The organism is Propionibacterium acidifaciens DSM 21887, assembly GCF_000426605.1.
GTDB lineage: Bacteria > Actinomycetota > Actinomycetes > Propionibacteriales > Propionibacteriaceae > Propionibacterium > Propionibacterium acidifaciens.
Genome location: NZ_AUFR01000031.1, coordinates 1 through 24,963, shown reverse-complemented (window position 1 = coordinate 24,963; position 24,963 = coordinate 1). Strand labels below are relative to the sequence as shown.

Annotated in this window: 23 protein-coding genes; 14 read left to right on the top strand and 9 right to left on the bottom strand. The window is 71.5% G+C overall.

Translation table 11 applies throughout. The features are described from left to right. Positions 1–57: 57 nt before the first annotated feature. From K336_RS0110305 to K336_RS0110295, 3 genes are read left to right on the top strand one after another with little or no spacing between them, the layout of a single operon-like run. Positions 58–1,635: an acyl-CoA carboxylase subunit beta gene (locus tag K336_RS0110305; RefSeq protein ID WP_021798845.1), complete on the top strand. Its 1,578-nt coding sequence runs from the start codon at positions 58–60 to the stop codon at positions 1,633–1,635. Continuing rightward, positions 1,632–1,880, top strand: a complete 249-nt coding sequence (locus K336_RS0110300; RefSeq protein WP_021798844.1) for an acyl-CoA carboxylase subunit epsilon — start codon at positions 1,632–1,634, stop codon at positions 1,878–1,880. Before K336_RS0110305 ends, K336_RS0110300 begins: the two co-directional genes overlap by 4 nt. A gap of 28 nt (positions 1,881–1,908) precedes the next feature. Further along, positions 1,909–2,547 (top strand): Maf family protein, encoded by a 639-nt coding sequence (locus K336_RS0110295; protein WP_028706972.1) that lies wholly within the window; start codon positions 1,909–1,911, stop codon positions 2,545–2,547. 25 nt (positions 2,548–2,572) lie between these two features. Here K336_RS0110295 and K336_RS15945 read toward each other — a convergent pair whose 3' ends face one another. Then, positions 2,573–3,115, bottom strand: a complete 543-nt coding sequence (locus K336_RS15945) for a hypothetical protein (RefSeq protein ID WP_051245665.1) — start codon at positions 3,113–3,115, stop codon at positions 2,573–2,575. Positions 3,116–3,184: 69 nt separating this feature from the next. Here K336_RS15945 and K336_RS0110285 point away from each other — a divergent pair, with 69 nt between their 5' ends. From K336_RS0110285 to K336_RS0110250, 8 genes are all read left to right on the top strand, one after another. Beyond that, positions 3,185–4,000 carry an Fpg/Nei family DNA glycosylase gene (locus K336_RS0110285; RefSeq protein ID WP_028706971.1) on the top strand — a complete coding sequence of 272 codons (816 nt, stop codon included), beginning with the start codon at positions 3,185–3,187 and terminating at the stop codon, positions 3,998–4,000. Between the two features lie 113 nt (positions 4,001–4,113). Further along, positions 4,114–5,895: an acetyl/propionyl/methylcrotonyl-CoA carboxylase subunit alpha gene (locus K336_RS0110280; protein ID WP_021796781.1), complete on the top strand. Its 1,782-nt coding sequence runs from the start codon at positions 4,114–4,116 to the stop codon at positions 5,893–5,895. 5 nt (positions 5,896–5,900) lie between these two features. Next, positions 5,901–6,986: a helix-turn-helix domain-containing protein gene (locus K336_RS0110275; RefSeq protein ID WP_021796784.1), complete on the top strand. Its 1,086-nt coding sequence runs from the start codon at positions 5,901–5,903 to the stop codon at positions 6,984–6,986. A gap of 279 nt (positions 6,987–7,265) precedes the next feature. Further along, complete coding sequence (gene ttdA / locus K336_RS0110270) at positions 7,266–8,198, top strand: L(+)-tartrate dehydratase subunit alpha (RefSeq protein ID WP_021796788.1); 933 nt, start codon at positions 7,266–7,268, stop codon at positions 8,196–8,198. Further along, complete coding sequence (gene ttdB, locus K336_RS0110265) at positions 8,195–8,809, top strand: L(+)-tartrate dehydratase subunit beta (RefSeq protein WP_021796786.1); 615 nt, start codon at positions 8,195–8,197, stop codon at positions 8,807–8,809. Before ttdA ends, ttdB begins: the two co-directional genes overlap by 4 nt. Further along, on the top strand, positions 8,806–10,305 hold the full coding sequence (locus K336_RS0110260) for an anion permease (protein ID WP_081660765.1): 1,500 nt from the start codon (positions 8,806–8,808) through the stop codon (positions 10,303–10,305). Before ttdB ends, K336_RS0110260 begins: the two co-directional genes overlap by 4 nt. Positions 10,306–10,502: 197 nt before the next feature. Next, positions 10,503–10,970 carry a Dps family protein gene (locus K336_RS15940; protein WP_021796780.1) on the top strand — a complete coding sequence of 156 codons (468 nt, stop codon included), beginning with the start codon at positions 10,503–10,505 and terminating at the stop codon, positions 10,968–10,970. A gap of 60 nt (positions 10,971–11,030) precedes the next feature. Then, positions 11,031–11,582 (top strand): 2'-5' RNA ligase family protein, encoded by a 552-nt coding sequence (locus tag K336_RS0110250; RefSeq protein ID WP_021796782.1) that lies wholly within the window; start codon positions 11,031–11,033, stop codon positions 11,580–11,582. A 29-nt stretch (positions 11,583–11,611) separates the two neighbouring features. Here the strand turns inward: K336_RS0110250 and K336_RS0110245 are convergent, their stop codons facing one another. Continuing rightward, complete coding sequence (locus tag K336_RS0110245; RefSeq protein ID WP_021796785.1) at positions 11,612–12,619, bottom strand: dihydroorotate dehydrogenase-like protein; 1,008 nt, start codon at positions 12,617–12,619, stop codon at positions 11,612–11,614. After that, positions 12,616–16,536, bottom strand: coding sequence for a pyruvate:ferredoxin (flavodoxin) oxidoreductase (gene nifJ, locus K336_RS15935; RefSeq protein WP_233418754.1), 3,921 nt, complete (start codon positions 16,534–16,536; stop codon positions 12,616–12,618). Before nifJ ends, K336_RS0110245 begins: the two co-directional genes overlap by 4 nt. Positions 16,537–16,728: 192 nt before the next feature. On the opposite strand from nifJ, the gene K336_RS0110235 reads away from it, so the two are divergent. Beyond that, the gene (locus tag K336_RS0110235; RefSeq protein ID WP_021797355.1) at positions 16,729–18,561 is read left to right on the top strand and encodes a DUF2207 domain-containing protein; all 1,833 of its coding nucleotides are present in this window, start codon (positions 16,729–16,731) and stop codon (positions 18,559–18,561) included. Between the two features lie 36 nt (positions 18,562–18,597). Here K336_RS0110235 and metG read toward each other — a convergent pair whose 3' ends face one another. Continuing rightward, complete coding sequence (gene metG, locus K336_RS0110230) at positions 18,598–20,391, bottom strand: methionine--tRNA ligase (RefSeq protein ID WP_028706967.1); 1,794 nt, start codon at positions 20,389–20,391, stop codon at positions 18,598–18,600. A 380-nt stretch (positions 20,392–20,771) separates the two neighbouring features. Between metG and K336_RS0110225 the strand changes: the two genes are divergently transcribed. Next, the gene (locus tag K336_RS0110225) at positions 20,772–21,692 is read left to right on the top strand and encodes an enoyl-CoA hydratase/isomerase family protein (protein ID WP_028706966.1); all 921 of its coding nucleotides are present in this window, start codon (positions 20,772–20,774) and stop codon (positions 21,690–21,692) included. A gap of 21 nt (positions 21,693–21,713) precedes the next feature. Here K336_RS0110225 and K336_RS0110220 read toward each other — a convergent pair whose 3' ends face one another. From K336_RS0110220 to K336_RS17830, 5 genes are all read right to left on the bottom strand, one after another. Beyond that, on the bottom strand, positions 21,714–22,658 hold the full coding sequence (locus K336_RS0110220) for a ribonuclease HI family protein (RefSeq protein ID WP_028706965.1): 945 nt from the start codon (positions 22,656–22,658) through the stop codon (positions 21,714–21,716). A 51-nt stretch (positions 22,659–22,709) separates the two neighbouring features. After that, complete coding sequence (locus K336_RS18650; RefSeq protein WP_155945062.1) at positions 22,710–23,231, bottom strand: hypothetical protein; 522 nt, start codon at positions 23,229–23,231, stop codon at positions 22,710–22,712. Then, complete coding sequence (locus tag K336_RS18645) at positions 23,228–24,016, bottom strand: IS630 family transposase (protein WP_233418755.1); 789 nt, start codon at positions 24,014–24,016, stop codon at positions 23,228–23,230. Before K336_RS18645 ends, K336_RS18650 begins: the two co-directional genes overlap by 4 nt. Next, positions 23,941–24,297 (bottom strand): hypothetical protein, encoded by a 357-nt coding sequence (locus K336_RS19785; protein WP_233418753.1) that lies wholly within the window; start codon positions 24,295–24,297, stop codon positions 23,941–23,943. Before K336_RS19785 ends, K336_RS18645 begins: the two co-directional genes overlap by 76 nt. A gap of 150 nt (positions 24,298–24,447) precedes the next feature. After that, the gene (locus K336_RS17830; RefSeq protein ID WP_162142598.1) at positions 24,448–24,735 is read right to left on the bottom strand and encodes a DUF2992 family protein; all 288 of its coding nucleotides are present in this window, start codon (positions 24,733–24,735) and stop codon (positions 24,448–24,450) included. Between the two features lie 32 nt (positions 24,736–24,767). On the opposite strand from K336_RS17830, the gene K336_RS19390 reads away from it, so the two are divergent. After that, positions 24,768–24,963: hypothetical protein (locus tag K336_RS19390; protein ID WP_211223489.1), on the top strand; the 196-nt coding region annotated here is incomplete at its 3' end.

The window sequence follows — 24,963 nt, the reverse complement described above, 5'->3', positions numbered from 1 at the left end:
GCGGAACCGGGCCGGCGCGCAGGCGGCGGGGCCGGCCCCGCCCGCTAAGGTGGGCCCATGGCAATGGATCCGCACACCACGGCCGGCAAGCTCGCCGACCTCGGCGAGCGCATCGACGCGGCCGTCCACGCGGCCTCCCCGCGCAGCGTCGAGAGGCAGCACGCCCGCGGCAAGATGACGGCCCGCGAGCGCATCCTCGCCCTGCTCGACGAGGGCACCTTCACCGAGATGGACGAGTTCGCCCGGCACCGCTCCCACGCCTTCGGCATGGAGAGGCACCGCCCCTACTCGGACGGTGTCATCATCGGTCTGGGCAACATCCACGAGCGCCCGGTGTGCGTCTTCAGCCAGGACGTCGGCGTCTACGGCGGCTCCCTCGGTCAGGTCTACGGCGAGAAGATCTGCAAGATCATCGACTTCGCCGTGAAGACGGGCGTGCCGCTCATCGGCATCAACGAGGGCGGCGGCGCGCGCATCCAGGAGGGCGTCGTCTCGCTCGGCATGTACGGCGAGATCTTCCGCCGCAACACGATGGCCTCCGGCGTCATCCCCCAGATCAGCCTCATCATGGGCGCCGCGGCGGGCGGCCACGTCTACTCGCCGGCCCTCACCGACTTCGTCGTCATGGTCGACCAGACGAGCCAGATGTTCATCACGGGCCCCGAGGTCATCCGCACCGTCACCGGCGAGGACGTCACGATGGAGGAGCTCGGCGGCGGCCGCACCCACAACGCCATCGCCGGCAACGCCCACTACCTCGCCACCGATGACGCGGACGGCATCGAGTACGTGCGCGACCTCATCACCTATCTGCCCCAGAACAACCTCGAGGACCCGCCGGTCTACGACTACCCCGACGACATCGACGTGCCGATCACCGACCTCGACCACAGCCTCGACGTGCTCGTCCCCGACGCGCCGTCGCAGGCCTACGACATGCGCGAGGTCATCCGCGCCGTCATCGACGACGAGGAGTTCCTCGAGGTCATGGCGCTCTACGCCCCCAACGTCATCTGCGGCTTCGGGCGCGTCGAGGGGCGCTCGATCGGCGTCGTCGCGAACCAGCCGATGACCCTGGCCGGGTGCCTCGACATCAACGCCTCCGAGAAGGCCGCCCGCTTCGTGCGCACCTGCGACTCCTTCAACATCCCGGTGCTCACCTTCGTCGACGTGCCCGGCTTCCTGCCCGGCGTCGAGCAGGAGCACAACGGCATCATCCACCGCGGCGCGAAGCTCATCTACGCCTACGCCGAGGCCTCGGTGCCGAAGATGACCGTCATCACCCGCAAGGCCTACGGCGGCGCCTACATCGTCATGGGCTCCAAGCACCTGGGCGCCGACGTCAACCTGGCCTGGCCGACCGCCCAGATCGCCGTCATGGGCTCGGAGGGCGCGGTGAACATCCTCTACCGCAAGCAGCTCGCCGAGTCGGACGACCCCGACGCCGAGCGCGAGCGCCTCAGGCAGGAGTACGACGACGAGTTGTCCAATCCGTACATCGCGGCCGAGCGCGGCTACGTCGACCAGGTGATCTACCCGCACGAGACCCGCTCCCAGGTGATCCGCTTCCTGCGCCTGCTGCGCTCCAAGCGCGAGGCCCTGCCGCCCAAGAAGCACGGGAACATTCCGCTGTGAGCAACGTTCCGCACACCCCGCCGCACAGCCTCGTCGAATCGGCCGAGGGCGTCCGCATCGCCCGCGGCGAGCCGACCGACGAGGAACTCGGCGCGCTCACCGTCGTCCTCGCGGCCATGCTCGCCGAGGCCTCGGTCCACGAGAACCAGGACCGCAACGAGATCCCCGGCTGGAAGTCGTACTGGCGCGTGATCCGCCAGCCGCTGGTGCCCGGCCGGGAGTTCTGGCGCAGCTCGCTGCGCTGACCGGGCCACGGCATCTGAGGAGGGGAACATGCAGCTCATCCTGGCGTCCTCGTCGCGCGCGCGGCTGGAGACCCTGCGCGCGGCGGGCCTCCAGCCGGTCCCGGTCCGCCCCAGGACCGACGAGACCGCCCGCATCGACGAGTCGGTCTCCGAGCTGACCTGCCGGCTGGCCCGCGAGAAGGGCGAGGACGTGCTGCGGATCCTGCGCGAGCAGGACCTGCTCGGCGGCGCGACCGTCCTGCTGGCCTGCGACACGATGCTCGAGTTCGAGGGCCACACCTACGGCAAGCCCGGGACGAGGGCCTCGGTCGTCTCGCGCTGGATGCGCATGCGCGGGCGCCAGGGCGTCGTCCACACCGGCCACTACGTCGCCGTCCTCCGCGACGGGACGATGAGGCAGGCCACCCGCGAGGCGGTCACCGTGCTGTCCTTCGCCGACCTGACCGAGCAGGAGATCGCCGACTACGCGGCCACCGGCGAGCCGGAGGGGGTCGCCGGCGGTTTCACCATCGACTCCTTCGGCGGCCCGTTCATCACCCGTATCGAGGGCGACCCGCACAACATCGTGGGCATCTCGCTGCCGCTCGTGCGCCAGATCCTCCTCGACCTGGGGGTGGCCTGGTTCGACCTGTGGCCGATCCCGCCGGGCACCCGGGCCCGCGGCTGACCGTCGGCCGGGCCCGGGGCGGCGCTCAGCCGGGGCCCCCGCTCGAGGGGCCCGACCCGAGGCGGCGCAGCGTGAGGCCGGCCTGCTCGTCGGACATCGTGAAGGCGCCCTCCCAGCCGCTGGCGGAGAAGACGATCGAGTCCCCGCTGGAGCCCTCGATCGTCCAGCCCATGGACGGCAGGGCGGTCATGAGGTACTCGTGCAGCCGCCGCCCCTGCGCGCCGTCCATGGTGAGGGTCACGACATTGGTCTGGTCGACCCTGCCGGACAGCACGAGGCCGGACGGGACGCGGAAGCCCTCGGGCCCGTTGCGGAAGCCCAACTCGCTCAGCGGGACCGTCCCCGGGTCGGCGTCAGGGCCGGTCGGCGGGCGGGGGGTCGCGGACGCCGCAACCGAGGAGGCGGTGGACGAGGGCACGGCGTCCGTCGGGGACGAGCAGCCCGCCGCCCCGGCCGCCAGCGCGACCGCCAGGGCCGCCGCCGGCGCGGCGGCCAGGACCGAGGGCGGCCCGGCCGCGCCGACGCGCACCCGGCTGGCGCGCCGGGTGCGCGGGCCGGAGATGCTCACCGCACCAGGGTAGCCGCCGACGGCGGACGGGCCCCGACCCGGGGCCCGCGATGGGGCACAGTGGTGTGCATGCCCGAAGGTCATGTGATCCACCGTCTCGCCAACCGCACCAATGAGCTGTTCGCCGCCGAGGCGGTGGCCGTCAGCTCCCCGCAGGGGCGCTTCGCCGAATCGGCGGCGCTCCTCGACGGCACGACCCTCGACCGCGCCGAGACCTGGGGCAAGCACCTGTTCGTCGCCTTCGACGCCGACGTGCCGGCGAACATCCTCCAGATCCATCTGGGCCTCATCGGGAGACTGACGTTCGCGCCGCTGGCCGAACCGGTCGGGCAGGTGCGCGTGCGCATCGCCGATGACCGGTGGGCCGCCGACCTGCACGGCCCCCAGACGTGCCGTCTCGTCACCGCGACCGAGCGGGACGCGGCGACCGCCCGGCTCGGCGAGGACCCGCTGCGCGCCGACGCCGACCCGCAGCGGGTCTGGACGCGGGTGCACCGCTCGTCCAGGCCGATCGCCGCGCTGCTCATGGACCAGGCCGTCTTCGCCGGCGTCGGCAACATCTACCGGGCCGAGGTGCTCTTCCGCCAGGGCATCGACCCCGCCTGCCCGGGCTCGGAGCTGGAGCGCGCCCGCTTCGACGCGATCTGGGCCGACCTGGTCCATCTCATGGCGCTCGGCGTCCGCGACGGACGCATCGACACCGTCCGCCCCGAGCACACCCCCGAGGCGATGGGCAGGCCGCCGCGGGTGGACGCCCACGGCGGCGAGGTCTACGTGTACAGGCGTGCCGACCGGCCCTGCCTGGTCTGCGGCCGTCCGGTGCACGAGACCGACCTGGGCGGCCGCCATCTCTTCTGGTGCCCCGCCTGCCAGCGCGGGCGCTGAGGCCGGCGCGGGCACTGGGCGAACCGGAAGGGCGCCGGGGGCGGGCTTGCCCTAGACTCGCCGTGTAGTCGGGCGGGCCCGGCACCGCTCAGGCCGGCTGTTCAGGAGGAAACGTGGCTCACGACCACAGCACACGCACCATCTCGAAAGTCCTCATCGCCAACCGTGGTGAGATCGCGGTCCGCATCATCCGCGCGGCGAAGGACTCCGGGATCGGTTCGGTCGCCGTCTACGCCGACTCCGACTCGCAGTCCCTGTTCGTCGAGCTGGCCGACGAGGCCTTCGCGCTGAACGGCTCGACCCCCGCCGAGACCTATCTGGACATCGACAAGATCATGGCGATCGCCGAGCGCAGCGGCGCCGACGCCGTCCACCCCGGCTACGGCTTCCTGTCCGAGAACCCCGACTTCGCCCGGACCGTCGTCGCCGCCGGGCTGCTGTGGATCGGCCCGCCGCCGGAGGCCATCGAGATGCTCGGCGACAAGGTCACGGCCCGTCACATCGCCCAGCACGTCGGCGCCCCGCAGGTGCCCGGCACGTCCGATCCGGTGGGCGGGGCCGACGAGATCGTCGGGTTCGCCCGCGAGCACGGCCTGCCCGTGGCGATCAAGGCCGCGTACGGCGGCGGCGGCCGCGGCCTCAAGGTCGCCCGCACTCTCGAGGAGATCCCGGCGATGTACGACTCGGCCACCCGCGAGGCGATCACCGCCTTCGGCCGCGGCGAGTGCTTCGTGGAGCGCTACCTCGACAGGCCCCGGCACGTCGAGACCCAGTGCCTGGCCGACCGCTACGGCACCGTCGTGGTGGCCTCCACCCGCGACTGCTCGCTGCAGCGCCGTCACCAGAAGCTCCTCGAGGAGGCCCCGGCGCCGTTCCTCACCGACGACCAGCTCGAGCGGCTCCACTCCAGCTCGAAGGCGATCCTCAGGGAGGCGGGCTACGTCGGCGCCGGCACCTGCGAGTTCCTCGTGGGCCGGGACGGCACGATCAGCTTCCTCGAGGTCAACACGCGCCTCCAGGTCGAGCACCCCGTCACCGAGGAGGTGAGCGGGCTCGACCTCGTGCGCGAGCAGTTCCGCATCGCCTGCGGCGGCGCACTCGACTACCCCGACCCGGCGCCGTCCGGCCACGCGTTCGAGTTCCGCATCAACGCCGAGGACCCGGGCCGCGGCTTCATGCCCGCCCCGGGCACGCTGACGCGCTTCCGCCCCCCGTGCGGCCCCGGCGTGCGCATGGACGAGGGCTACCGCAAGGGCATGAGCGTGCCCGGCGCCTTCGACTCGCTCGTCGCCAAGCTCATCGTCTCCGGCCCCACCCGCGAGATCGCCCTCCAGCGCTCACGCCGCGCCTTGGCGGAGTTCCGGATCGAGGGCATGCCGACGGTCGTGCCCTTCCACGAGAGGGTCGTCGTCGACCCGGCGTTCACCGCCGAGGACGGCTCCTTCGGCGTCTTCACCGACTGGATCGAGACCGAGTTCGACAACGACATCCCGCCGTACGCCGGCGAGCTCGGCGTCGCCGAGGAGACCCCGGAGCGCCGCCACGTCGTCGTCGAGGTCAACGGCCGCCGCCTCGAGGTCGTCCTGCCGTCCGGCCTCCAGGCGGCCACCGGCCACGCCGCCGGCAAGCGCCGCAAGCCCACCAAGCGCGGCCGCGGCGGCGGCAAGCTCGCGAGCACCGGCACCGAGCTCACGAGCCCGATGCAGGGCACCATCATCAAGACCTCGGTCATCGAGGGCCAGCACGTGGAGGAGGGCGAGACGGTGCTCGTGCTCGAGGCCATGAAGATGGAGCAGCCCATCGCGGCCCACCGCGCCGGAACGGTCCACGAGCTCGTGGCCCCCGGCACCGCCGTGGCCTCCGGCGACGTGCTGTGCCAGATCGCCGACGAGTGAGGGCCATGCCCCGCGGCGAGGGCACGGCCCCGCGCGAGGGGCCCATCGACCCGGGCGGCTTCGAGGTGGAGGACGCCGGTCTCGGTCTTCACGCATATGTGTACGACATCGGCAGCTACCACTTCAACTGGCACGAGGAACTGGAGCTGCTGACCATCGTCCGGGGCGAGATCGAGGTCTGCGCCGGCGGACGGGCACGCACCTGCACCAGCGGCGAGATGACGCTCATCAATCCCCACCAGGGTCACGCCACACTCGCGCTCAGCGCAGGGGCCCGGGCGCTCGCCGTGCACTTCTCCCCGCACGTCCTGGAGGGCGTGACGCCCGACTGGCCGGCGAACCGTTTCGCCTCCATGCCGGGAGACTCGCCGAGGCAGCTGTCCGCGCAGGCACGTGTCCGGGCCGCAGTCGCGGCCCTGCTGCTGGAACCGGTCACGCGGGCCGAGGAGGCGTTCAGGCTGCGCGCGGACTTCTACCACATGCTCGCAGGGATCGTCGAGGCCTTCCCCCTCACTGAGCCCGGCGTGACCAGGGCCCGGCATGACAGCGGCAATGCCGTCATCGCCAAGGTGTGCGCCCACCTGGAGCAGCACTTCACCGAACGCATCACGCTGGCGCAGCTCAGTCGCATCGGCGGGTACAACGAGAGCTATCTGTCGGAGTTGTTCACCCGGACGATCGGCATGAGCGCCTTCGACTATCTGGGCCGCCTGCGCGTACGCGCGGCCGCGCGCCAGCTCGCCGAGACCCGGGACCGGATCAGTGACGTGGCCCTCGCCAACGGATTCCCCGACGCGAAGGCCCTCGACACGGCCTTCCGGCGCTGGTTCGACAAGTCGCCATCGGCCTACCGGCGTCACATCGCGACCGGCCCGGCAGCAGCCGAGATCGCCGTGGTGGATGCCGGTTTCAAGAAGCGCTTCGTCCCACGCGCCGACGACGACGTCAGACGTCTGCTCACCGACTGGTACGAGATCGTGCGCTCCCCGCGGCGCCGCAGCGCGGAGCTGGCCGGGCTGAGGACGCGGGCCGACCAGCTGGCCGACGCCGCAGCGGATCTCGCCCGTCGTCTCAACCGCCTCGAGCAGTAGGGCATGTTCTCGGTCCCGGCTCGGTCCGCAACGGCCGGGGCCGCCGGCCCTGACGAGTGCCGACCTGGCCTGTCAGGCCCCGATCCGCCGGGCCCGACGGGCCGGGCGCATTTCCCGTCCGCACCGCCGCCGCGCGCGGGCGGACGGCCCTGGAACAGTGCGACACCTTGTCGCGAAATCCTCGAAATATGCCGTGACCAGCCCCTGCGCCCCCTTGCAGAGTGAGAGCACCGGAGCAATCGCCGTGCCCCGGTTGACCATGAGGGGAGGCTCGCCACGATGGCGACAACCACGAGAACAACGAGCGGCCGCACGGACATGACGGACCAGGCGACCCGTCTGACCCGCATGCTGGCCCGCTTCACCGATCACATCAGCAAGCACCTGCCGTGGGACGTCGAGCAGCGGCTGACCGAGCTCGCCGCCGCGGAGACCGACCAGCGCGCCCGGATGATCTACGACACGATGCGGCGCAACCAGGAGCTCGCCGCCGAACTCGACCGGCCGTCCTGCCAGGACACGGGTCTCGTGCAGATCATGGCCCGGGTGGGCGACGGGTTCCCCCTGCGCGACCGGCTCCCGCAGATCTTCCGGCAGGCGGTCGGCACCGCCACCCGGACGGCCCCGCTGCGCCACAACACCGTCGAGACCTTCGACGAGGTGAACACCGGCACGAACACCGGCACGGACTCCCCCTGGGTCTACTGGGCGCCGCTGCCAGGCTCCGCGGACCTCGAGGTCGACATCTACCTGGCGGGCGGGGGCTGCTCGCTGCCCGGCCAGGGCAGGACGCTCATGCCCGGCGAGGGCTACGAGGGAGTCGTGGACTTCGTCCTCGACGTCATGGTCTCCTACGGGGTCAACGCCTGCCCGCCCCTGCTCGTCGGCGTCGGCATCGGATCCTCCATCGATGCCGCCTCGTACCTGTCGAAGCGCGCCCTGATGCGTCCGGTCAGGAGCCACAACCCCAATGAACGGGCCGCCCGGCTCGAGGACGAGCTGGAAACGGCGATCAACGCCCTGCACCTCGGGCCGCAGGGCATGGGCGGGGAGAACTCCGTCATGGGCGTGCACATCGAGAACTCGGCGCGCCATCCCTCGGTGCTGTCGGTGGCGGTCAACACCGGCTGCTGGTCGCACCGTCGGGGCACCGTGCGGGTGCACCCCGATCTGTCCTACGAACTGCTGACCCACGAGGGGGTTGAACTGTGAGCACGACACTGACCACGCCCATCAGCGCCCAGGACCTCGCCGGCATCCGGGTCGGCGACGTCATCCGCCTGAGCGGCCGACTCGTCACCTGCCGCGACGTCGCGCACCGGCGACTCGTGGAGGAGCACCGCGCACTGCCCGTCGACGTCCACGACGGCGCGATCCTGCACGCCGGGCCGATCGTACGGCCGAGCGCGACGGCGCGCTCCGGCTTCGAAATGGTCTCGGTGGGCCCCACGACCTCGATGCGCATGGAGAAGTTCGAGTACGAGTTCATCAAGCAGACCGGCGTCCGGCTGATCGTCGGCAAGGGCGGCATGGGCCCCGGCACCGTGGCGGGCTGCCAGGAGTTCGGCGCCCTGCACTGCGTCTTCCCCGCCGGCAACGCGGTGATCGCCGCCACCGAGGTGGAGGAGATCGAGGACGCCCAGTGGCGCGATCTGGGCATGCCCGAGACCCTGTGGGTGAACCGCGTGCGGGACTTCGGTCCGCTCATCGTCTCGATCGACACCCACGGCGACAACCTGTTCGAGCAGCAGAGGGCGCGCTACGAGCAGCGCAGGGAGCAGGTGCTGGCCGAGCTCCGCACGAAGGTGGGGTTCATCAAATGAGCATCGGCATTCCCGTCAGCGCCGCCGGGGATGCGCACGGGCACCGGACCCGCCGGGCACCGGCGATCGGCGAGGTGCGTCTCATGCCGCTCGCCGTCGCGACGGCCGTCGGCCTGGCCGTCTGGATCATCCCCACGCCGTCCGGGCTGGCTCCCAACGCCTGGCACCTGGCGGCCGTCTTCGTCGCGACGATCATCGCCATCATCGGCAAGGCCGCGCCGATGAGCTCGGTCGCCGTCGTCGCCATGGCCGTCTGCGCGGCGAGCCGGGTCCTCGCCCCGGGCAGCACATCCAAGTCCGTCTCAGCCGCTCTGAGCGGCTTCTCCAACCCGACGATCTGGTTGATCGTCTCGGCCTTCTTCATCGCCCGGGCGGTCATCAAGTCGGGCCTGGGTGAGCGCCTCGCCTACTTCTTCGTCCGGATCTTCGGGCGCAGCACGCTCGGCCTGGCCTACGGTCTCGGCCTGGCCGATCTGGTGCTCTCCCCCGCGATCCCCTCGAACACGGCCCGGGCGGGCGGCGTCGTCTACCCGATCATGCGCTCGATCATCCGCGCGACGAGCGCCGACCCGGACGACCCCGAGAGCTGCCGGAGGATCGGCTCCTACCTGGCGATCACCGCCTACAACCTGGACCTCGCCGCCTCGGTGGTCTTCTTCACCGGTGCGGCCCCCAATGCGATGGGGGTCAGGCTCGCGGCCGCGGCCGGCGCCGACACGCCCAGCTGGGGCGGCTGGTTCCTCGCCGCGTGCGTCCCCGGCCTGCTCGGCTTCCTCGTGGTGCCGCTCATCCTGCACGTGATCTTCCCTCCGGGGGTTCGTCGCACACCGGAGGCCCCCGCCCAGGCCGCCCGGCGGTTGCACGAACTCGGTCCCCTGTCCGGGGAGGAGCGAGTGACGCTCGGCGTCTTCGTCCTCACCATCGCCCTGTGGGTCGTCGGGGACCGACTCATGAGCGCAACCACCGTGGCGCTCATCGGTCTGGGCATGCTGCTGCTCACCGGCGCGCTCACCTGGGACGACATGAAATCGGAGAAGTCCGCCTGGGACACATTGACCTGGTTCGCCGCTCTCGTGATGATGGGCAGCCAGCTCAACGAACTCGGGTTCATCAGCTGGTTCGGTGATCTCGTGAAGGGACCGCTCGGTGGGCTGAACCCGTCCGTGGCATTCATCGCCCTGTCACTGGTCTACGCCCTGTCGCACTACATGTTCGCCTCGGGCACGGCGCACGCCGCATCGATGTTCAGCGTGTTCTTCGGCGTCGGCACCGCCCTGGGGCTGCCGCCGGTCCCGCTCATCGTCCTGCTGTCGGGCATCCCCACCCTCATGGGCTGTCTCACCCACTACGGGAACGGCCCCGCCCCGCTGTTCTTCGGGACCGGGTACGTGACGATCGGCCACTGGTGGCGCAGCGGGCTGGTCATCGGGATCGTCCACATGGTGATCTGGCTCACGATCGGCACCGCGTGGTGGCACCTGATCGGGGCCTGGTGAGCGGTCCCCGTCAGCGGAGCACCGGGGCGGACCGCGGCCGTCCGGTCGGGGACCGCGGCCGAGTCCGTCCGCCTGCGGGATCGGTCGGGACACGATCCGGCGGGAAGCCCCCGGCCCGCCGAGGAATAGCCCGGGGCCCCCGCTGGTTGTACAGGGCGTCAGGAACATCGGAACGAAACAAGTCCAGGAGAAATCTCATGACCGCCACTGTCACCACCGCCCCCGCCACCACCGGCACCGTCGCCAAGGCCCTCCAGCAGGCCCTGGTCGACCTGACCGACCTGCACCTGCAGGCCAAGCAGGCCCACTGGAACATCAAGGGCGAGGGCTTCCGCTCGCTGCACCTGTTCCTCGACGAGATCGTCGGGGAGGCCCGTGAGGCCGCCGACGAGGTCGCCGAGCGTCTCGCCGCCCTGGGCGGCACTCCGGACGGCCGTGCCGCCACCGTGGCCGCGACGAGCAGCCTCGACGCCGTCGAGGGCGGCGATCTCGCGGTCGCCGACGCCTACGCCGGCTTCGCCGAGCGCACCGCCCGCGTCGCCGCCGGCATCAAGGCCACCCTCGACGCCGTCGACGCCGAGGACCACCTCACGAACGACCTGCTCATCGGCATCGCCTCCGAGCTGGAGAAGCAGGCCTGGATGCTGCGCGCCTCGCTCGCCTGACACCCCGCCCCGGACGCCCCCGCGGTGCGCGGGGCGTCCGGGGCGCATAGGATTCGATCCGTGGCCGCGTCGGAGGCACCGGAGCCCGAGCAGGGCCCGTCGTCCTGGCGCGGCCACGGCGTCCTCCTCGTCCCGGTCCCCCGGCTCGAACCCTTCGTGCGGGCGCGGACCGCCTTCTACGACGAGACCTTCCTCAGCGCCGACCCGGCGTTCACGCATGCGCACGTGACGCTGCTGGCGCCCCTGCACGAGCTGCCCGACCACGACACGGTGGCGCGGGCCCTGGCCGGGCACGGCCCCTTCGACTTCCGGCTCGCGCGCCTCGAGGCCTTCCCGGACGGAGTCATCCATCTGCGTCCCGACGAGCGCGCCCCCTTCAGCGCACTCATCCATGCCCTCATGCGCGCCCACCCGCAGGTGCGTCCCTTCGGCGGCGACGACCCGGAGCCGCACCTCACGCTCGACAGGATCTCCCGGGACGTCTCGCTCGCCTCGACGCGCACGCTGCTGGGCGATCTCGTCCCGGCCCGCTGCCGGGCCGAGCGCGTCGAGCTGCACTGGTACGAGGCGAACGCCTGCCGCGTCCTCGACGGCTGGCCGCTGCCCGGCTGACCGGCGCCCCGGGGACCGCGGGCCCGGCGTCAGGACCAGGTGTGGAGCACCTTCACGTACTGGGCGCGCTCGAAGGCGGCGGGGTCGTCGACCGAGTGGGCGTCCATGGCGCCGCGCAGCTGGTCGACGGACCCGTAACCGCGCGCGGCCAGCCAGTCGCGCAGCCGGTCGAGCATCGTCGCGATGACGCCGGGCCCCTCGTCGAGGACGGCCGAGGTCGTGCAGGCCACCCGGGCCCCCACGATGAGCGACTTCACGACGTCGGCGCCGCCGTGCACGCCTCCGGTGACGGCGATCTGCAGGTCGGGGCACTGGGCGGCGAGGATGCCGGCCCAGCGCAGCCGCAGCGGCAGCTCCGCCCGGGTCGACAGGACCAGCCGCGGGGTCACCGTCAGCTCCTCCAGGTCGATGTCGGGGCCGTAGAAGCGGTTGAACAGCACGAGGGCGTCGGCGCCGGCGGCGCGGGCCCGCGGGGCGAAGTTGGCCAGCGAGGACAGATAGGGCGAGATCTTCAGGGCCAGCGGCAGCCCTCCGACGGCCTCCCGCACCTCGGCGACGACGGCGAGGTGGCGGTCCTCGACGTCCGCGGCGGTGAGCGCGGGGTCCGCGGCGACGTCGTAGAGGTTGAGCTCGAGCCCGTCGGCGCCGGCATCGGAGAGGAGCCTGCCGTAGCGCGCCCAGTCACCGGGGCGGGCGCCGTTGAGTGAGGCGATGACCGGGATCGACAGGGCCTCGGCGGCGTCGCCGACCAGCTCGACGTACCGGTCCGCGGAGGCGGTGCCGCTCACCGACAGGCCGGCCAGCGGGGCGGAGTCGAACTCGGCGAAGGCGTCGCCGGTGTCGAGCACGGAGTCGGCGGCCAGCGCCTCCGCCTCGATCTCCTCGGCGAAGAGGCTGGGCAGGACGACGGCGCCCGCCCCGGACGCCTCGATCTCGATGAGCTTGTCGAGTCGGCGGTTGAACGGTCCGGCGGAGGCCACGACCGGGCTGACCAGGTCGAGGCCCATGTAGGTGGTGCTCAGCTGCGGAGCGCTCATCGGGCGTCCTCCCCCTCGGCCCGGGCGGCGGCCCGTTCGGCGGCCAGCTCCGCGCGACGTGCGGCGATCGCGGCCGCCCGCTCCTCCTTGCTCGGACGGGCGGCGGCCCCCTCGGCGGGCCGGGGGGCCCCTCCGGAGCCCCTGTCCGCGCCGCTGGCGGCGGCAGCCCTGGCCCGGGCGGCGGCGATGCGGGCGGCGCGGGCCGCCTTCGCGACGTCGCCGTCGGCCCCGGCCCGCGCCGTGGGCCGGGCGACGGGCTGCGGGGCGCCGTCCTCGTCCCCGGGCCGCTCGGAGGGCAGGGCCCGCTCGATGCCGGCGACCTGGCTGTAGTAGCGCCAGCGTTCGTCGGCGTCGGCCTGCGCCAGCCTCTCGAGCTCGGCGGCGCGCTCCGGGTCGGAGCGCTTGAGCATCGCGAAGCGCGCCTCCTTCGCCATGAAGTCGGCGACCCGTCCGGTGGGGGCCTTGGAGTCCAGGTGCAGGGGCACCGCGTGCTCGTCGGTGCCGGGGCGGAAGCGGTACAGCGGCCAGTAGCCGCTGGAGACGGCCTCGGCCTGGTGCGTCATGGACGTGCCCATGTCGATGCCGTGGGCGATGCACGTGGCGTAGGCGATGACGAGGCTCGGCCCGGGCCAGGCCTGGGCCTCGAGGAGGGCGCGCACCGTCTGCTGCTGGTTGGCGCCCATGGAGACCTGCGCGACGAAGACGTCGCCGTAGGCCTGGGCGATGAGGCCGAGGTCCTTCTTGGCGCCGCTCTTGCCGCCGGCCGCGAACTTCGCCGCCGCCCCGCGCGGGGTCGCCTTCGAGGCCTGACCTCCGGTGTTGGAGTAGACCTCGGTGTCGAGTACGAGGATGTTGACGTTGCGTCCGCTGGCGAGCACGTGGTCGAGGCCGCCGTAGCCGATGTCATAGGCCCAGCCGTCGCCGCCGATGATCCACACGGACTTCTCGACGAGCTCGTCGGCGAGGGAGGCCAGGCGCGCGGAGGCGGCGTCGGTGCGCCCGGCGAGGGCCTCCTTGAGCCGGGCGACGCGCTCGCGCTGGTCGACGACGCCCTGCTCCTGGCCCATGTCGGCGTCGAGCAGCCCGGAGACCAGCTCGGCGTCGAGCCCGGGCAGCTCGGCGAGCAGGCGCCTCGCCTCGTCGTTCTGCTGCTCCCAGGCGAGCCGCATGCCCAGGCCGAACTCGGCGTTGTCCTCGAACAGCGAGTTGCTCCAGGCCGGGCCGCGCCCGTGCCGGTCCTTCGCGTACGGGGCGGTCGGCAGATTGCCGCCGTAGATGGACGAGCAGCCGGTGGCGTTGGCGATGAGCATGCGGTCGCCGAACAGCTGGGTGAGGGTGCGGATGTAGGGGGTCTCGCCGCAGCCGGAGCAGGCCAGCGAGAACTCGAAGAGCGGCTGCAGCTGGGCGACGCCCTTGACCTGGTCGTGGCGCACCACGGTGCGGTCGATCTCGGGCAGGCCCAGGAAGTAGTCGTAGTGGGCGCGCTCGGCCGCGAGGTGCTCGCGGCGGGGCTCCATCGCGAGGGCCTTGTGCTTGACCTCGGTCCTCGAGCGTGCCGGGCAGACGTCGACGCAGATGGAGCAGCCGGTGCAGTCGTCGGGGGCCACCTGGACGACGAGCCGGTGGTCGGTCAGTCTCCGGTCGCGGTAGTTCTTCGACGGGAAGCCCTCGGGCGCGTCGGCGAACTCGTCGGCGGGGGCGACCTTGATGCGGATCGCCGCGTGCGGGCAGGCGAGGGCGCACTTGCCGCAGTCGATGCACAGGCTCTCGTCCCAGATCGGGATCTCCTCGGCGATGCCGCGCTTCTCGTACCGGCTCGTGGCGACCGGCCAGGTGCCGTCGACCGGCAGGAGGCTCACCGGCAGGGAGTCGCCCTCGCCGCGCAGCATGGCTCCGGTGACGCGCCTGACGAAGTCGGGCGCCTCGTCGGGCAGCGGTCTCATACGGGCCAGGCCGGACAGTTCGGACCCGGGCTCGACGTGGACCATGCTCTCGACGGCCGCGTCGACGGCCTGGAAGTTGCGCTCGACGATGATGCGCCCGCGCTTGCGCAGATAGGTTCTCTCGATGCTCTCCTTGATCCGCGGGATCGCCTCGTCCCGGTCGACGACGCCCGACAGGTAGAAGTAGCAGGGCTGCATGACCGTGTTGATGCGCTGGCCCAGGCCCGCCTCGTGGGCGATCCGGGCGGCGTCGACGACCCACAGGTCGAGGTCGCGGTCGAGGATGATGCGCTGGACGTCCTCGGGCAGCCGGTCCCAGGTGTCGGCGCCGTACGGCGAGTTGACGAGCACCGTCGCGCCCCGCTTGGCCAGGTCGAGGGTCGGCATCCTCTCGAGGAGCTCGAACTGGTGGACGGCCACGAAGTCGGCGGCGTCGACGAGGTAGGGGGCGTCGATCGGCCTGCTGCCGAAGCGCAGGTGGCTGACCGTCGTGGCGCCCGACTTGCGGGAGTCGTAGACGAAGTAGCCCTGCGCGTAGCGGTCGGGCTCGGAGGCGATGATCTTCACCGAGTTCTTGGCGGCCCCGACGGTGCCGTCGGCGCCGAGGCCGAAGAAGACGGCGGTGAGGCCCTCGGGGGCGATCCGGAAGTCCTCGTCGACCGGAAGCGACAGGTGCGTCACGTCGTCGTCGATGCCGATGGTGAAGCGCCGGTGCGGCGCCTCGGCCGCCAGGTCGTCGAAGACGGCCTTGGCCATGGCCGGGGTGAACTCCTTGGAGCCCAGGCCGTAGCGCCCGCCGGTGATCAGCGGCAGGGGCCCGTCGAAGTGCTCGCCCGCCTCGGCGACGGCCATGACGACGTCGGCGAACAGCGGCTCCCCGGCGCTGCCGGGCTCCTTCGTGCGGTCGAGGACGGCGATGCGGCGCACACTCGGGGGCAGCGCCTCGATGAGGGCCTCGGCGGGGAACGGGCGGTACAGGCGCACCTGCGCCACGCCGAGCCGGGCGCCGTCGGCGTTGAGCGCCTCGACGGTCTCGCGGACGGTGGCGCCGCCCGAGCCCATGACGACGACGACCCGGTCGGCGTCGGGCGCGCCGTGGTAGTCGACGAGGTGGTACTGGCGGCCGCAGCGGGCGGCGAGCTCGTCCATGACCTCCTGGACGACGCCCGACGCGACCTCGTAGAAGGGGTTGACGGCCTCCCGGGCCTGGAAGTAGACGTCGGCATTCTGGGCGGTGCCGCGCAGCTGCGGGGCGTCGGGGGTCAGGCCGCGCTCGCGGTGGGCGAGCACGTCCTCCTCGCGGACGAGCGCCCGCAGGTCCTCGCGCTCGAGGGTGTCGAGGGTGTTGACCTCGTGGCTGGTGCGGAAGCCGTCGAAGAAGTGCAGGAAGGGCACGCGGGTGCGCAGCGTCGCGACGTGCGAGACCGCGGCGAGGTCGTGGGCCTCCTGGACGTTCGAGGCGCACAGCATGGCCCAGCCGGTCTGGCGGCAGGCCATGACGTCGGAGTGGTCACCGAAGATCGACAGCGCGTGCGTCGCGACGGCACGGGCCGCCACATGGATGACGGCCGGGGTGAGCTCGCCGGCGATCTTGTACATGTTCGGGATCATGAGCAGCAGGCCCTGGGAGGCCGTGAAGGTGGTGCCCATGACGCCCTTCGTCACGGCGCCGTGCAGCGCGCCGGCGGCACCGCCCTCGGACTGCATCTCGACGACCCGGGGCACACCGCCCCAGATGTTCGTGCGCCCGGCGGCGCTCCAGGCGTCGCAGCTCTCGGCCATGGCCGAGCTCGGGGTGATGGGGTAGATCGCGATGACCTCGCTCATCGCGTGGGCGACGCGGGCCGCCGCCTCGTTGCCGTCCATGGTCTCGCGGCGGCCCCGCGCGCGGGACCCATCCGCCGGGGGCGCCCCGGAGGTCGTCTGGTCGGTGGTCGTCGCCGTGGCGGCGTCTGAACGGACGGTCGTGGTCATCGAGAACTCCTCTTCTGCTCCCCCAGAATTCCACAGGCCACAAGCCGATCGGCACTGCGGTGCCAGACCGTGCGAGATGGCCTCACAGGGGCGCCGATCCGCCCGTGATGGCGCTCAGGGGACCCTGAGCGGGTGCGCGGCCGGACCCGGATCCCTCGCACGGCCGCGGCCGCGTCGACTAACCTGCCCCTCGTGACCGTCTCGCACGCACCGGTGCAGCCGCCCCGCAGCCGGGGGTCGGGCGCCCGCGGTCCCCGGCTGCGGCTGCTGTGCGCCCTGTGCGCCGCGCTGACGATGGGCGCGGCGCTGCTCATGGGGGCGCCGACGCGCGCCGCGGCCGAGCCGGGCCCGGCCGAGGGGCGCTTCACGAGCGTGGACGAGCGCATCGAGCTCGACCGCAACGGCGTCGCCCGCGTGCGCATCGACCTCGTCCTCGACGCGGGGACGACGCCCGTCACCGGCCCCGTCCTCCGGGTGCCGCGCCGCATCGAGGCCGACGAGGCGGACGGGCACCGGCGCTACCGCGCGGTGCGCACCACCGACGTGGGGGTCACGAGCCCGACGGGCGCGAGCACCGCGGTGCGCTCTCACAGCGCGCGGGACGAGCGCCTCTACACGATCGGCGATCGCGGCGCCAAGGTCGTCGGCGTCCAGCGCTACACGATCACCATGACCGTCCGGGGGCTCGTCACCCCGGGCGGCGAGCAGGACGGGTTCGTCTGGCCCGCCGTCCTCGCCGGCTCGGCGGTGCACGACCGGTTCACCGCCGTCGTCGTGGCGCCGGACGCCGTGCTCGGCGCCGACTGCGCCTCCGGCGGCGCCGACTGCCGGGCCTTCACCTCGGGGGTCGTCGCGCGCTTCGCCGCGCAGGACGTGGGGGCCGACCGGGCGCTCGTGCTGCGGGCGCACTGCCCGCGGGGCACCTTCCAGGACGTCGACGAGTCGTACACGACCGTCAAGACCCTGGCCGACCGCTTCCCGCTCGACGGCCCGGACCTCGTCGGCGCAGCGGTGATCCTCGTTGTCGGCGGCGGCCTCACCCTCGCCCACCTCTCCCTCATCTGCCGGGACCACCGCTGGGCCAGCCCCGTGCCGGGCACCATTCCCCCGCCGCCGGGCACCCGGGTCGTGCGCGGCACGGCCCACCACGTGCCGCAGCGCTCCTGCCCGCCCGAGGGCACCCGGCCCGCCGAGGTGGGCATGCTCATCGACGCCCGCCCCGAGTTCGCCCACATCACGGCGACGATGCTCGACCTCGCCGTGCGCGGCTTCATGACGATCCACCGCGAGGAGGACCACGCCTGGACCTTCCGCCGCACCGACAAGGAGGCCGGCGCGCTGGAGCTCTACGAGCGCACGGTGCTCAAGAAGATGTTCCCCAAGGTCAAGGGGCGCATCGTCACGGTCACGAGCACCCAGCAGATCTCCCGCGCCAAGGGCGGCTTCCTCACGACGCGCGAGGGCATCGAGCGGCGGGTGGCCGAGCTCGGCTGGTTCCGGGTGGCGCCCAACAAGGCGCGGGCCCGCTGCCGCGCCGTCGGCACCGTCGTGGGTCTGGGCGGCCTGCTCTCGGTCGTGCTCCTCGCCGGGCCGCTCGGCCTGGGCCTGTGGTCGGTGGCGATCACCTCGATCGGCCTGCTCGTCCTGGCCGTCATCCCGCTCATGCCCTCGCGCACGCCGGTCGGCAGCGCCGTGCGCGAGCAGGCGATGGGCTTCCGCTCGTTCCTCGTCGACCTCGACCCGGAGAGCGTCGACTGGGCCGAGTCGGGCAACATCTTCGGCCGCTACCTGCCCTGGGCGGTCGCCTTCGGCGTCTCGGAGGCCTGGATCGACCGTTTCCAGGAGCTCACCGACGAGGGCCGTTACAGGCCGAAGTTCATCTGGTACGAGGGCCTGTCGGACTCGCCCCGACGCGGCCAGGGCGAGCTCGAGGCGCTCACCTACCTCGTGGACGACTTCGCCCATGCGCTGGCGCTGGCGACGCGCTACGCCTCGACGCAATCCCCGGAAGTCACCGCCTGGTGAGGCCCGGAACCGGCCCCGGGCGTCACGGCGGGGCCCTCAGATGCGAGCCCACTCCGGGCCGGTGCGGCCGAGCTCGGCGTCCAGCTTGCGGAACAGCGGGATCGGCCTGCTCAGCGGCGTCCCCGGCCCGATCCGGCGGGAGGACCACACGGCCTGCTGGCCCGCGTAGTCGCCCGTGAGCACCGGGTAGCTGTGCTCGGCCGGGCCCCGGCCCTCGGTGACCTGCTCGATGCGGGGCTGGGCGGCCCAGACGCCCCGGCCGCCGAGCATCTCGAAGACCCTCTGGGCGGCGTGCGGCAGGAACGGCGTGAGCAGCGTGTTGGCGTCCTGGACCACTTGGAGGGCGGTGTTGAGGACCGTGTCGCGGCGGTCGGGGTCGTCCTCGAGCTTCCAGGGCTCCTGCTGGGAGATGTACTGGTTCGCGAGCGAGACGACGCGCATGGCCTCGGTGATGGCGGCCTTGAACCGGCACTGCTCGATGAGACCGCCGACCGTGCCGAAGGCGTCCCCGGCGGCGTCGAGGAGCTCCCGGTCGACCCGGGTGAGCTCGTGGGCCGGCGGGACGGCGCCGTTGCTCCTGGCGGCCATCGAGATCGAGCGGTTCACGAGGTTGCCCCACTCGTTGGCCAGCTCGTTGTTGTTGCGGCGGACGAACTCGTCCCAGGTGAAGTCCGTGTCCTTGTTCTCGGGCCCGGCAACGGCGATGTAGTAGCGCAGCGCGTCGGGTCCGAACTCGCGGAGGAAGTCGCCGACGTAGATGACGACGCCCGCGCTCGTGTCGACCTTCGAGCCCCTCATCGTGAGGAACTCGCTGGAGACGACCTCGGTGGGCAGGTCGAGCCGGCCGAGCTCGGCGCTGGGGGTGCCGCCGCGGGAGCCCTCGCCATTGAGGCCGAGCAGCATCGAGGGCCAGATGACCGAGTGGAAGACGATGTTGTCCTTGCCCATGAAGTAGTACGAGCGGGCCTGCGGGTCCTGCCACCAGGCCTTCCAGGCGTCGGGGTCGCCGGAGCGCCGGGCCCACTCGACGGAGGCGGACAGGTAGCCGATCACCGCGTCGAACCAGACGTAGATGCGCTTCATCTCGTCGTCGGCCCAGCCCTCGACCGGCACCGGGACGCCCCAGTCGAGATCACGGGTGATGGCGCGGGGCTTGAGCTCCTTGGCGAAGTTGTAGCTGAAGTTCAGCACATTCGGACGCCAGTCGCTGCGCGAGTCGAGCCAGGCCATGAGGGCGTCGGCCAGCGCGGGCAGGTCGAGGAAGAAGTGCGAGGTCTCGACGAAGCTCGGCCTCTCGCCGTTGATCCGGCTGCGCGGCTCGATGAGGTCGGTGGGGTCGAGCTGGTTGCCGCAGTTGTCGCACTGGTCGCCGCGGGCGCCCTCGAAGCCGCAGATCGGGCAGATGCCCTCGACGTAGCGGTCGGCCAGAGTACGACCGGTGCTCGACGAGATGGCCCCGAGCTGGGTCCGCTCGACGATGTAGCCGTTGCGGTGGAGGGTGCGGAAGATCTCCTGCACGACCTCCTGGTGGTTGAGCGTCGTGGTGCGGGTGTACAGGTCGTAGCTCAGCCCCAGGCCCGCCAGGTCCTCGACGATGACGGCGTGGTACTTGTCGGCGGTCTGCTGGGAGGTCAGGCCCTCGGCCTCGGCCTTCACCTGGATCGCGGTGCCGTGCTCGTCCGAGCCCGACACGAGCAGGACGTCGTGGCCCGCCATGCGCATGTACCGCGCGAAGACGTCGGAGGGGACGCCGAAGCCGGACACGTGGCCGATGTGGCGGGGCCCGTTGGCGTAGGGCCAGGCAGCAGTCGCGAGGATGTGAGCGCACATGCGGCCAAGGATAGTAGGACGCCGCTCCGGCCGCCGCACGGTTCCGCGAGCCCCGGACCGTGGGTCCGGGCGGGCACGCGCTCGGCGCCGAGCGCCCGGCAGGACGGGAGCCCCGGACCGTGGCCCAGGACCGTTCCCGGGACGTCGGGCCGATCGGCCGGGCGGGCTGTCGGGTCCGGCGCCGATGGCGGCCGTTCCCCGTACGACGGGCCGAGCGCCGTCATGTCGTGCTCCCCCGCCCTCGTCCGGGCCGTTCCCCGAGCAGCGGTCCGATCGGCCGGAACGCCGGACCCCGGCGGGCCCGGACCGGTAGTCTCGGGGCTGTTCCCCGCGCGGGGCGGCCGCGCCCCGCGCCCGTCCGAGAGATCATGGAGGCCCCCATGGACGACGTCGTGTTCGAGGTCGACGGCGGCGCGGCGGTCCTGCGCCTGAACCGCCCGAGGGCGCTCAACGCCCTGTCCACCGAGATGTTCGAGGCGATCGCCCCCCGGCTGACCGCCTGGCGCGACGATCCGTCGATCACCTCGCTGCACCTGCACGGGGAGGGGCGGGGCTTCTGCGCCGGCGCCGACGTGCGCGCGATGCGCGAGATGATGCTCGGGGGCGGCGTCGGGCCGGCGCTGGACTTCCTGGCGCTGGAGTACCGCACCGATGCGCTCGTCGCCGGCTTCGGCAAACCTGTCACCGCGCACCTGCACGGCATCGCGATGGGCGGCGGCCTCGGCCTGTCGATGCACGGGGCGCACCGCGTCGCGGCCGCCGACCTGGCCCTGGCGATGCCCGAGGTGCAGATCGGCCTGTGGCCCGATGTCGGCATGACCTGGGAGTTCTCCCGGCTGCCGGGCCAGGCGGGCGCCTGGCTGGCCATGACCGGCCGGACGATCGACGCGCCCACCGCCCTCGGGCTGGGTCTCGTCGACGAGGTCGAGGGCATGGCCGCCGCGCCGGTGCTCGACCTGGGCTGGGTGGACGAGTGCTTCGTCGGCGACGACCCGGTCGAGATCCTCGCCCGCCTCGAGTCCAGCAGCGACGAGCGGGCCCGGGAGGCCGCCCGCCGGATCCGCGCCAAGTCGCCGCTGTCGGTGTGCGTGGCGCTGGCCGCGGTGCGCCGCGCCGCGGGCCTGGCCGGGCCGGTCGAGGCGCTCGACCAGGACCTGCGGATCGCCCGCGGCCTGCTGCCCGACTGCGACTTCGTCGAGGGCGTGCGCGCCCAGCTCGTCGACAAGGACCGAGACCCGCGCTTCGCGCACGCCCGCGTCGAGGACGTCGACCCGTCCCGTGTGCAGGCCATCGTCGGCTGACCCGCCCCGCATCGCCCGGTTTCAGGACCTGGTTGCGGTGCCCTGGGCGAAGAGCAGGCGCCAGCGCGGGCGGCCGAGCGCGTCGTCACGCACCCACACCGAGCTGCGCAGGCTCGACACCGTCCTCGTGACGGCGCGCCAGCGCAGCAGCACGGCGTCGGGGCCCAGGCGGGTGGCGCCCAGCTGCTCGAGCCGGGTCTCGCGTTCGAGGGGCGCGATCTGGGCGAGCAGGCGGCTGCGCGTCCAGATGCGCCCGGCCGCGTCGTGCTCGACGAAGTCGGGGTGCAGGAGCACGCGCAGCCGGTCGGGGTCGGCGCGGACGGGGGCGGTGAGCAGAGCCCGCTCGGCCTCCCAGACCTCGGCGAGCCCGTCGCGGGCCGGTGCGACGGCGCCGGACGGATCAGGCTCGACGACGGGGCTCGGGGCGCCCAGCGCGCCGCGGCCCGCCGTGCCGCGGTCCGCCGGGCAGGGCGCCGGCGCCGGGTCCGGGCGGCGGTCGGAGGCGGGCCGGTATCCGGGTCCGGGGTCGGGCTCGCGGTGGTCCCGATAGGCGGTGGCGGCCGCCCGGGCGCGGGCGTCGGCGGCCTCGTTCATGCGGTCGCCGGCATGGCCCTTGACCCACTCGAAGGAGACCTCGCGCCCGGCCAGGGCCTCGTCGAGTGCCTGGAGCAGCTCGACGTTCTGCACGGGCCTGCCGTCCTTCTTGCGCCAGCGGTTGCGCTTCCATCCGGGCAGCCACCGGGTGAGGGCGTTGATGACGTACTGCGAGTCGCACCGGACGCGCAGCGGCTGGTCGGCGTCGACGGCCGTGGCGCGCAGCAGCTCGAGAACGGCCCGCAGCTCGCCCATGTTGTTCGTGCCGTGCGGCCAGCCACCGCTGGCCCAGCGCTCGTCGTCGATGTACCAGGCCCAGCCGGCCGGGCCGGGGTTGGACAGGGACGAACCGTCTGCAGCAGCCGTGATCACGCCCCCATTGTGCTCATGCCGCCAAACGAGCCCCACCCCAGTACGACTGAATCACCGACATGACTGGATCGCCCCGAGTCGCGCCGTGCCTCCTGCCGCCGCGGCGGAACCCCTGGCCCCGCCGATTCCGCCGCTCCCCGTCGGGACGATGGTCGTCGCCGGGTCGTTCGTGCCGCGCCGCGGGCGCACAGCGGCATCGTGGATGCACACCGCTGGCTCTGGGTCCGCGGACGACGCGAGTCCTGTGCGCCGGTCGCCGATGCGGGCCGCGCGCATCCGTCTCACCGTCCTGCGATCCGGGGTCGGGCCGTCGGCGCCATGGACGGCGTCGGTGCGCGGGCGCCGATGCCGGGCCGGTGGGGAGAGGATGCCGCCCCGAGTCCTTGGTGTTCCCGTTTTGGTGCGTATTTTGATCAGTGCCGTGTCCTGTGGATGCCGTGAAATAAAGTCATATTTTTGATGGATTTGATGCGTCTTTTTGGATATGATCGGGGCATGCAGGTTGAGGTCACCCCGGAAGAAATCGCCGTTCTGATCAGGTGGAAGAAACGCACAGACAATCATGGCTGTCATGGAACAGGATCGTCTCTGGTTCCGCGGAGTGGGAGGTGCTCGGAGTCGTAGTCGACGGTGCGGCCGGTGACGTGTGGGGCGGACGCGTCGAGGGTTTCTTCGGGGGTTTCGTGCTGGATGGTGGCGGTGTTGTTCTTGGCCGTGTTCCGGACGTGCTCGACGGGGTTGTGGTCGGGCGCGTACGGCGGCAGGAAGATCGTGGTGATGCGCTCCAGCAGCTGACCCGGCTCGTGGAGGCCGGTCAGGGCTCTGGCGTGGTGGGATCGGGCGTTGTCCAGGACGACCGCGATCTTCTCTGCCTCGGTTTCGCGTTGGAGCAGGTCCGGTGCGAGGATCGTCTGCTCGGTGTTCCGGTTCCCCTCGATCGGGTACAGTTTGACTTTTTTGCTGGTCGGGGGGAGGGCGCCGAAGAAGGACTGGGACGTCTTCTTCCGGTCCACGGACAGTTTGGTGCGCTGTCCTTTCGGGGGCTGCATGCGGCGGGTCTCGGCCTCGTGCTCCAAGCGGACCTCGTCCGCCGTGCAGACCTCCCAGCCGGCGTCCAACAGGGCCTTGACTTGTGTTTTCACCTCGGCCATGCGCCGGGTGACGGCTTTCTCGTCGCGGTGCCCGTCGAACGGGTCCGGCAGCTCGAGACTCAACCCGCACAAGCGCAGGAGCAGCCGGTGGGAGGAGTCCGACTGGTGTTGTTCCACGTCGAACAGGATCTTCACGACGTCACGTACCGCCGGGACGTCCCAGAACCCGACGCGGACACCCGTCTGGGACGGTGGCTGGGCGAGGATGGCTTGAGTTCTTCCTTCCGGGTGCGGGTGAGTTTCGCCGCGTCCTGGTTCCCGGCGTGCCCGGTGAGCACCGAGCACATCCTGGTGGCCCGCCACTCGGCCAGCCACTCCTGCACTGTCCTCTCCGTCCGCTCGACCATTTCAGCGATGATGCCCACGTCGACGCCACGGGAGGCGTACAGAATCGCTTCTGCCTTCATCCGAACCAGCACATGATTGTCGGAACGCTTCCTCCACCCGACCAGGACGACGGTCTCCTCCGGGGCGACCCCAACCTGCATGCCCCGATCATATCCGAAACGGCACAGGAAATCCACGAAAAATACGGTTTCGTTTCATGCCGGCCAAAATTTCCATACCGACTCACCCAAAAACCTTGTTAAAAGAACACTATCGTCCTAAAGGGTCAGCCATTCAATTTGGAGTAATTATCAATGACCCTTATGTTTTTCTTTAGCTTTAGCACGTCTCACCGATCTAACATATTTTTCATGTTCATCTTTTTCTCTCTTTTTATTCGCTGAAGCCGTCTTTTTAAGATCATCGCGTTGTCGTGCAAGGGCTTCTTGTGAAGCCGTACTAAGCTTTGCAACCCTAGCTTCTTTAGCAGCAATTCTAGCGGCACGCTTTGGATTAATTTTCTTATAACTGAGGGTTATGCAAAACTCCTGATTTGAATCTTCGGTGATTCCCGCTCCCGGGCGTGTCGGAACAGACAATGAGGACCTGCCCTGAGACAATAAAGCAACCAATGGCCGAAAATCTCAAAACAGGTCCTCACGTGTATCATACAACAGGTTTCTCCGCGGCCGCAATGGCAGCCTTGTGCACGATCCTCATCGAGACCCACCCTCGTCCCCCGCAGAGAACAGGCAGGCCCCGGGCGCTGACCACCGAACAGGAAATCAGACTCACCCTCGTCTATCACCGACGTAACCGCACCCAGG

Bases quoted from the DNA above. Each gene is read 5' to 3' on its own strand.
- K336_RS0110245 (WP_021796785.1), bottom strand. From the start codon at position 12,619: ATGAGCGCTCCGCAGCTGAGCACCACCTACATGGGCCTCGACCTGGTC.
- K336_RS0110295 (WP_028706972.1), top strand. From the start codon at position 1,909: ATGCAGCTCATCCTGGCGTCCTCGTCGCGCGCGCGGCTGGAGACCCTG.
- K336_RS19785 (WP_233418753.1), bottom strand. From the start codon at position 24,297: ATGCAGGTTGGGGTCGCCCCGGAGGAGACCGTCGTCCTGGTCGGGTGG.
- K336_RS0110285 (WP_028706971.1), top strand. From the start codon at position 3,185: ATGCCCGAAGGTCATGTGATCCACCGTCTCGCCAACCGCACCAATGAG.
- K336_RS0110225 (WP_028706966.1), top strand. From the start codon at position 20,772: ATGGACGACGTCGTGTTCGAGGTCGACGGCGGCGCGGCGGTCCTGCGC.
- metG (WP_028706967.1), bottom strand. From the start codon at position 20,391: ATGTGCGCTCACATCCTCGCGACTGCTGCCTGGCCCTACGCCAACGGG.
- K336_RS18650 (WP_155945062.1), bottom strand. From the start codon at position 23,231: ATGACAGCCATGATTGTCTGTGCGTTTCTTCCACCTGATCAGAACGGC.
- K336_RS0110305 (WP_021798845.1), top strand. From the start codon at position 58: ATGGCAATGGATCCGCACACCACGGCCGGCAAGCTCGCCGACCTCGGC.
- nifJ (WP_233418754.1), bottom strand. From the start codon at position 16,536: ATGACCACGACCGTCCGTTCAGACGCCGCCACGGCGACGACCACCGAC.
- K336_RS15940 (WP_021796780.1), top strand. From the start codon at position 10,503: ATGACCGCCACTGTCACCACCGCCCCCGCCACCACCGGCACCGTCGCC.
- K336_RS0110275 (WP_021796784.1), top strand. From the start codon at position 5,901: ATGCCCCGCGGCGAGGGCACGGCCCCGCGCGAGGGGCCCATCGACCCG.
- ttdA (WP_021796788.1), top strand. From the start codon at position 7,266: ATGGCGACAACCACGAGAACAACGAGCGGCCGCACGGACATGACGGAC.
- K336_RS0110260 (WP_081660765.1), top strand. From the start codon at position 8,806: ATGAGCATCGGCATTCCCGTCAGCGCCGCCGGGGATGCGCACGGGCAC.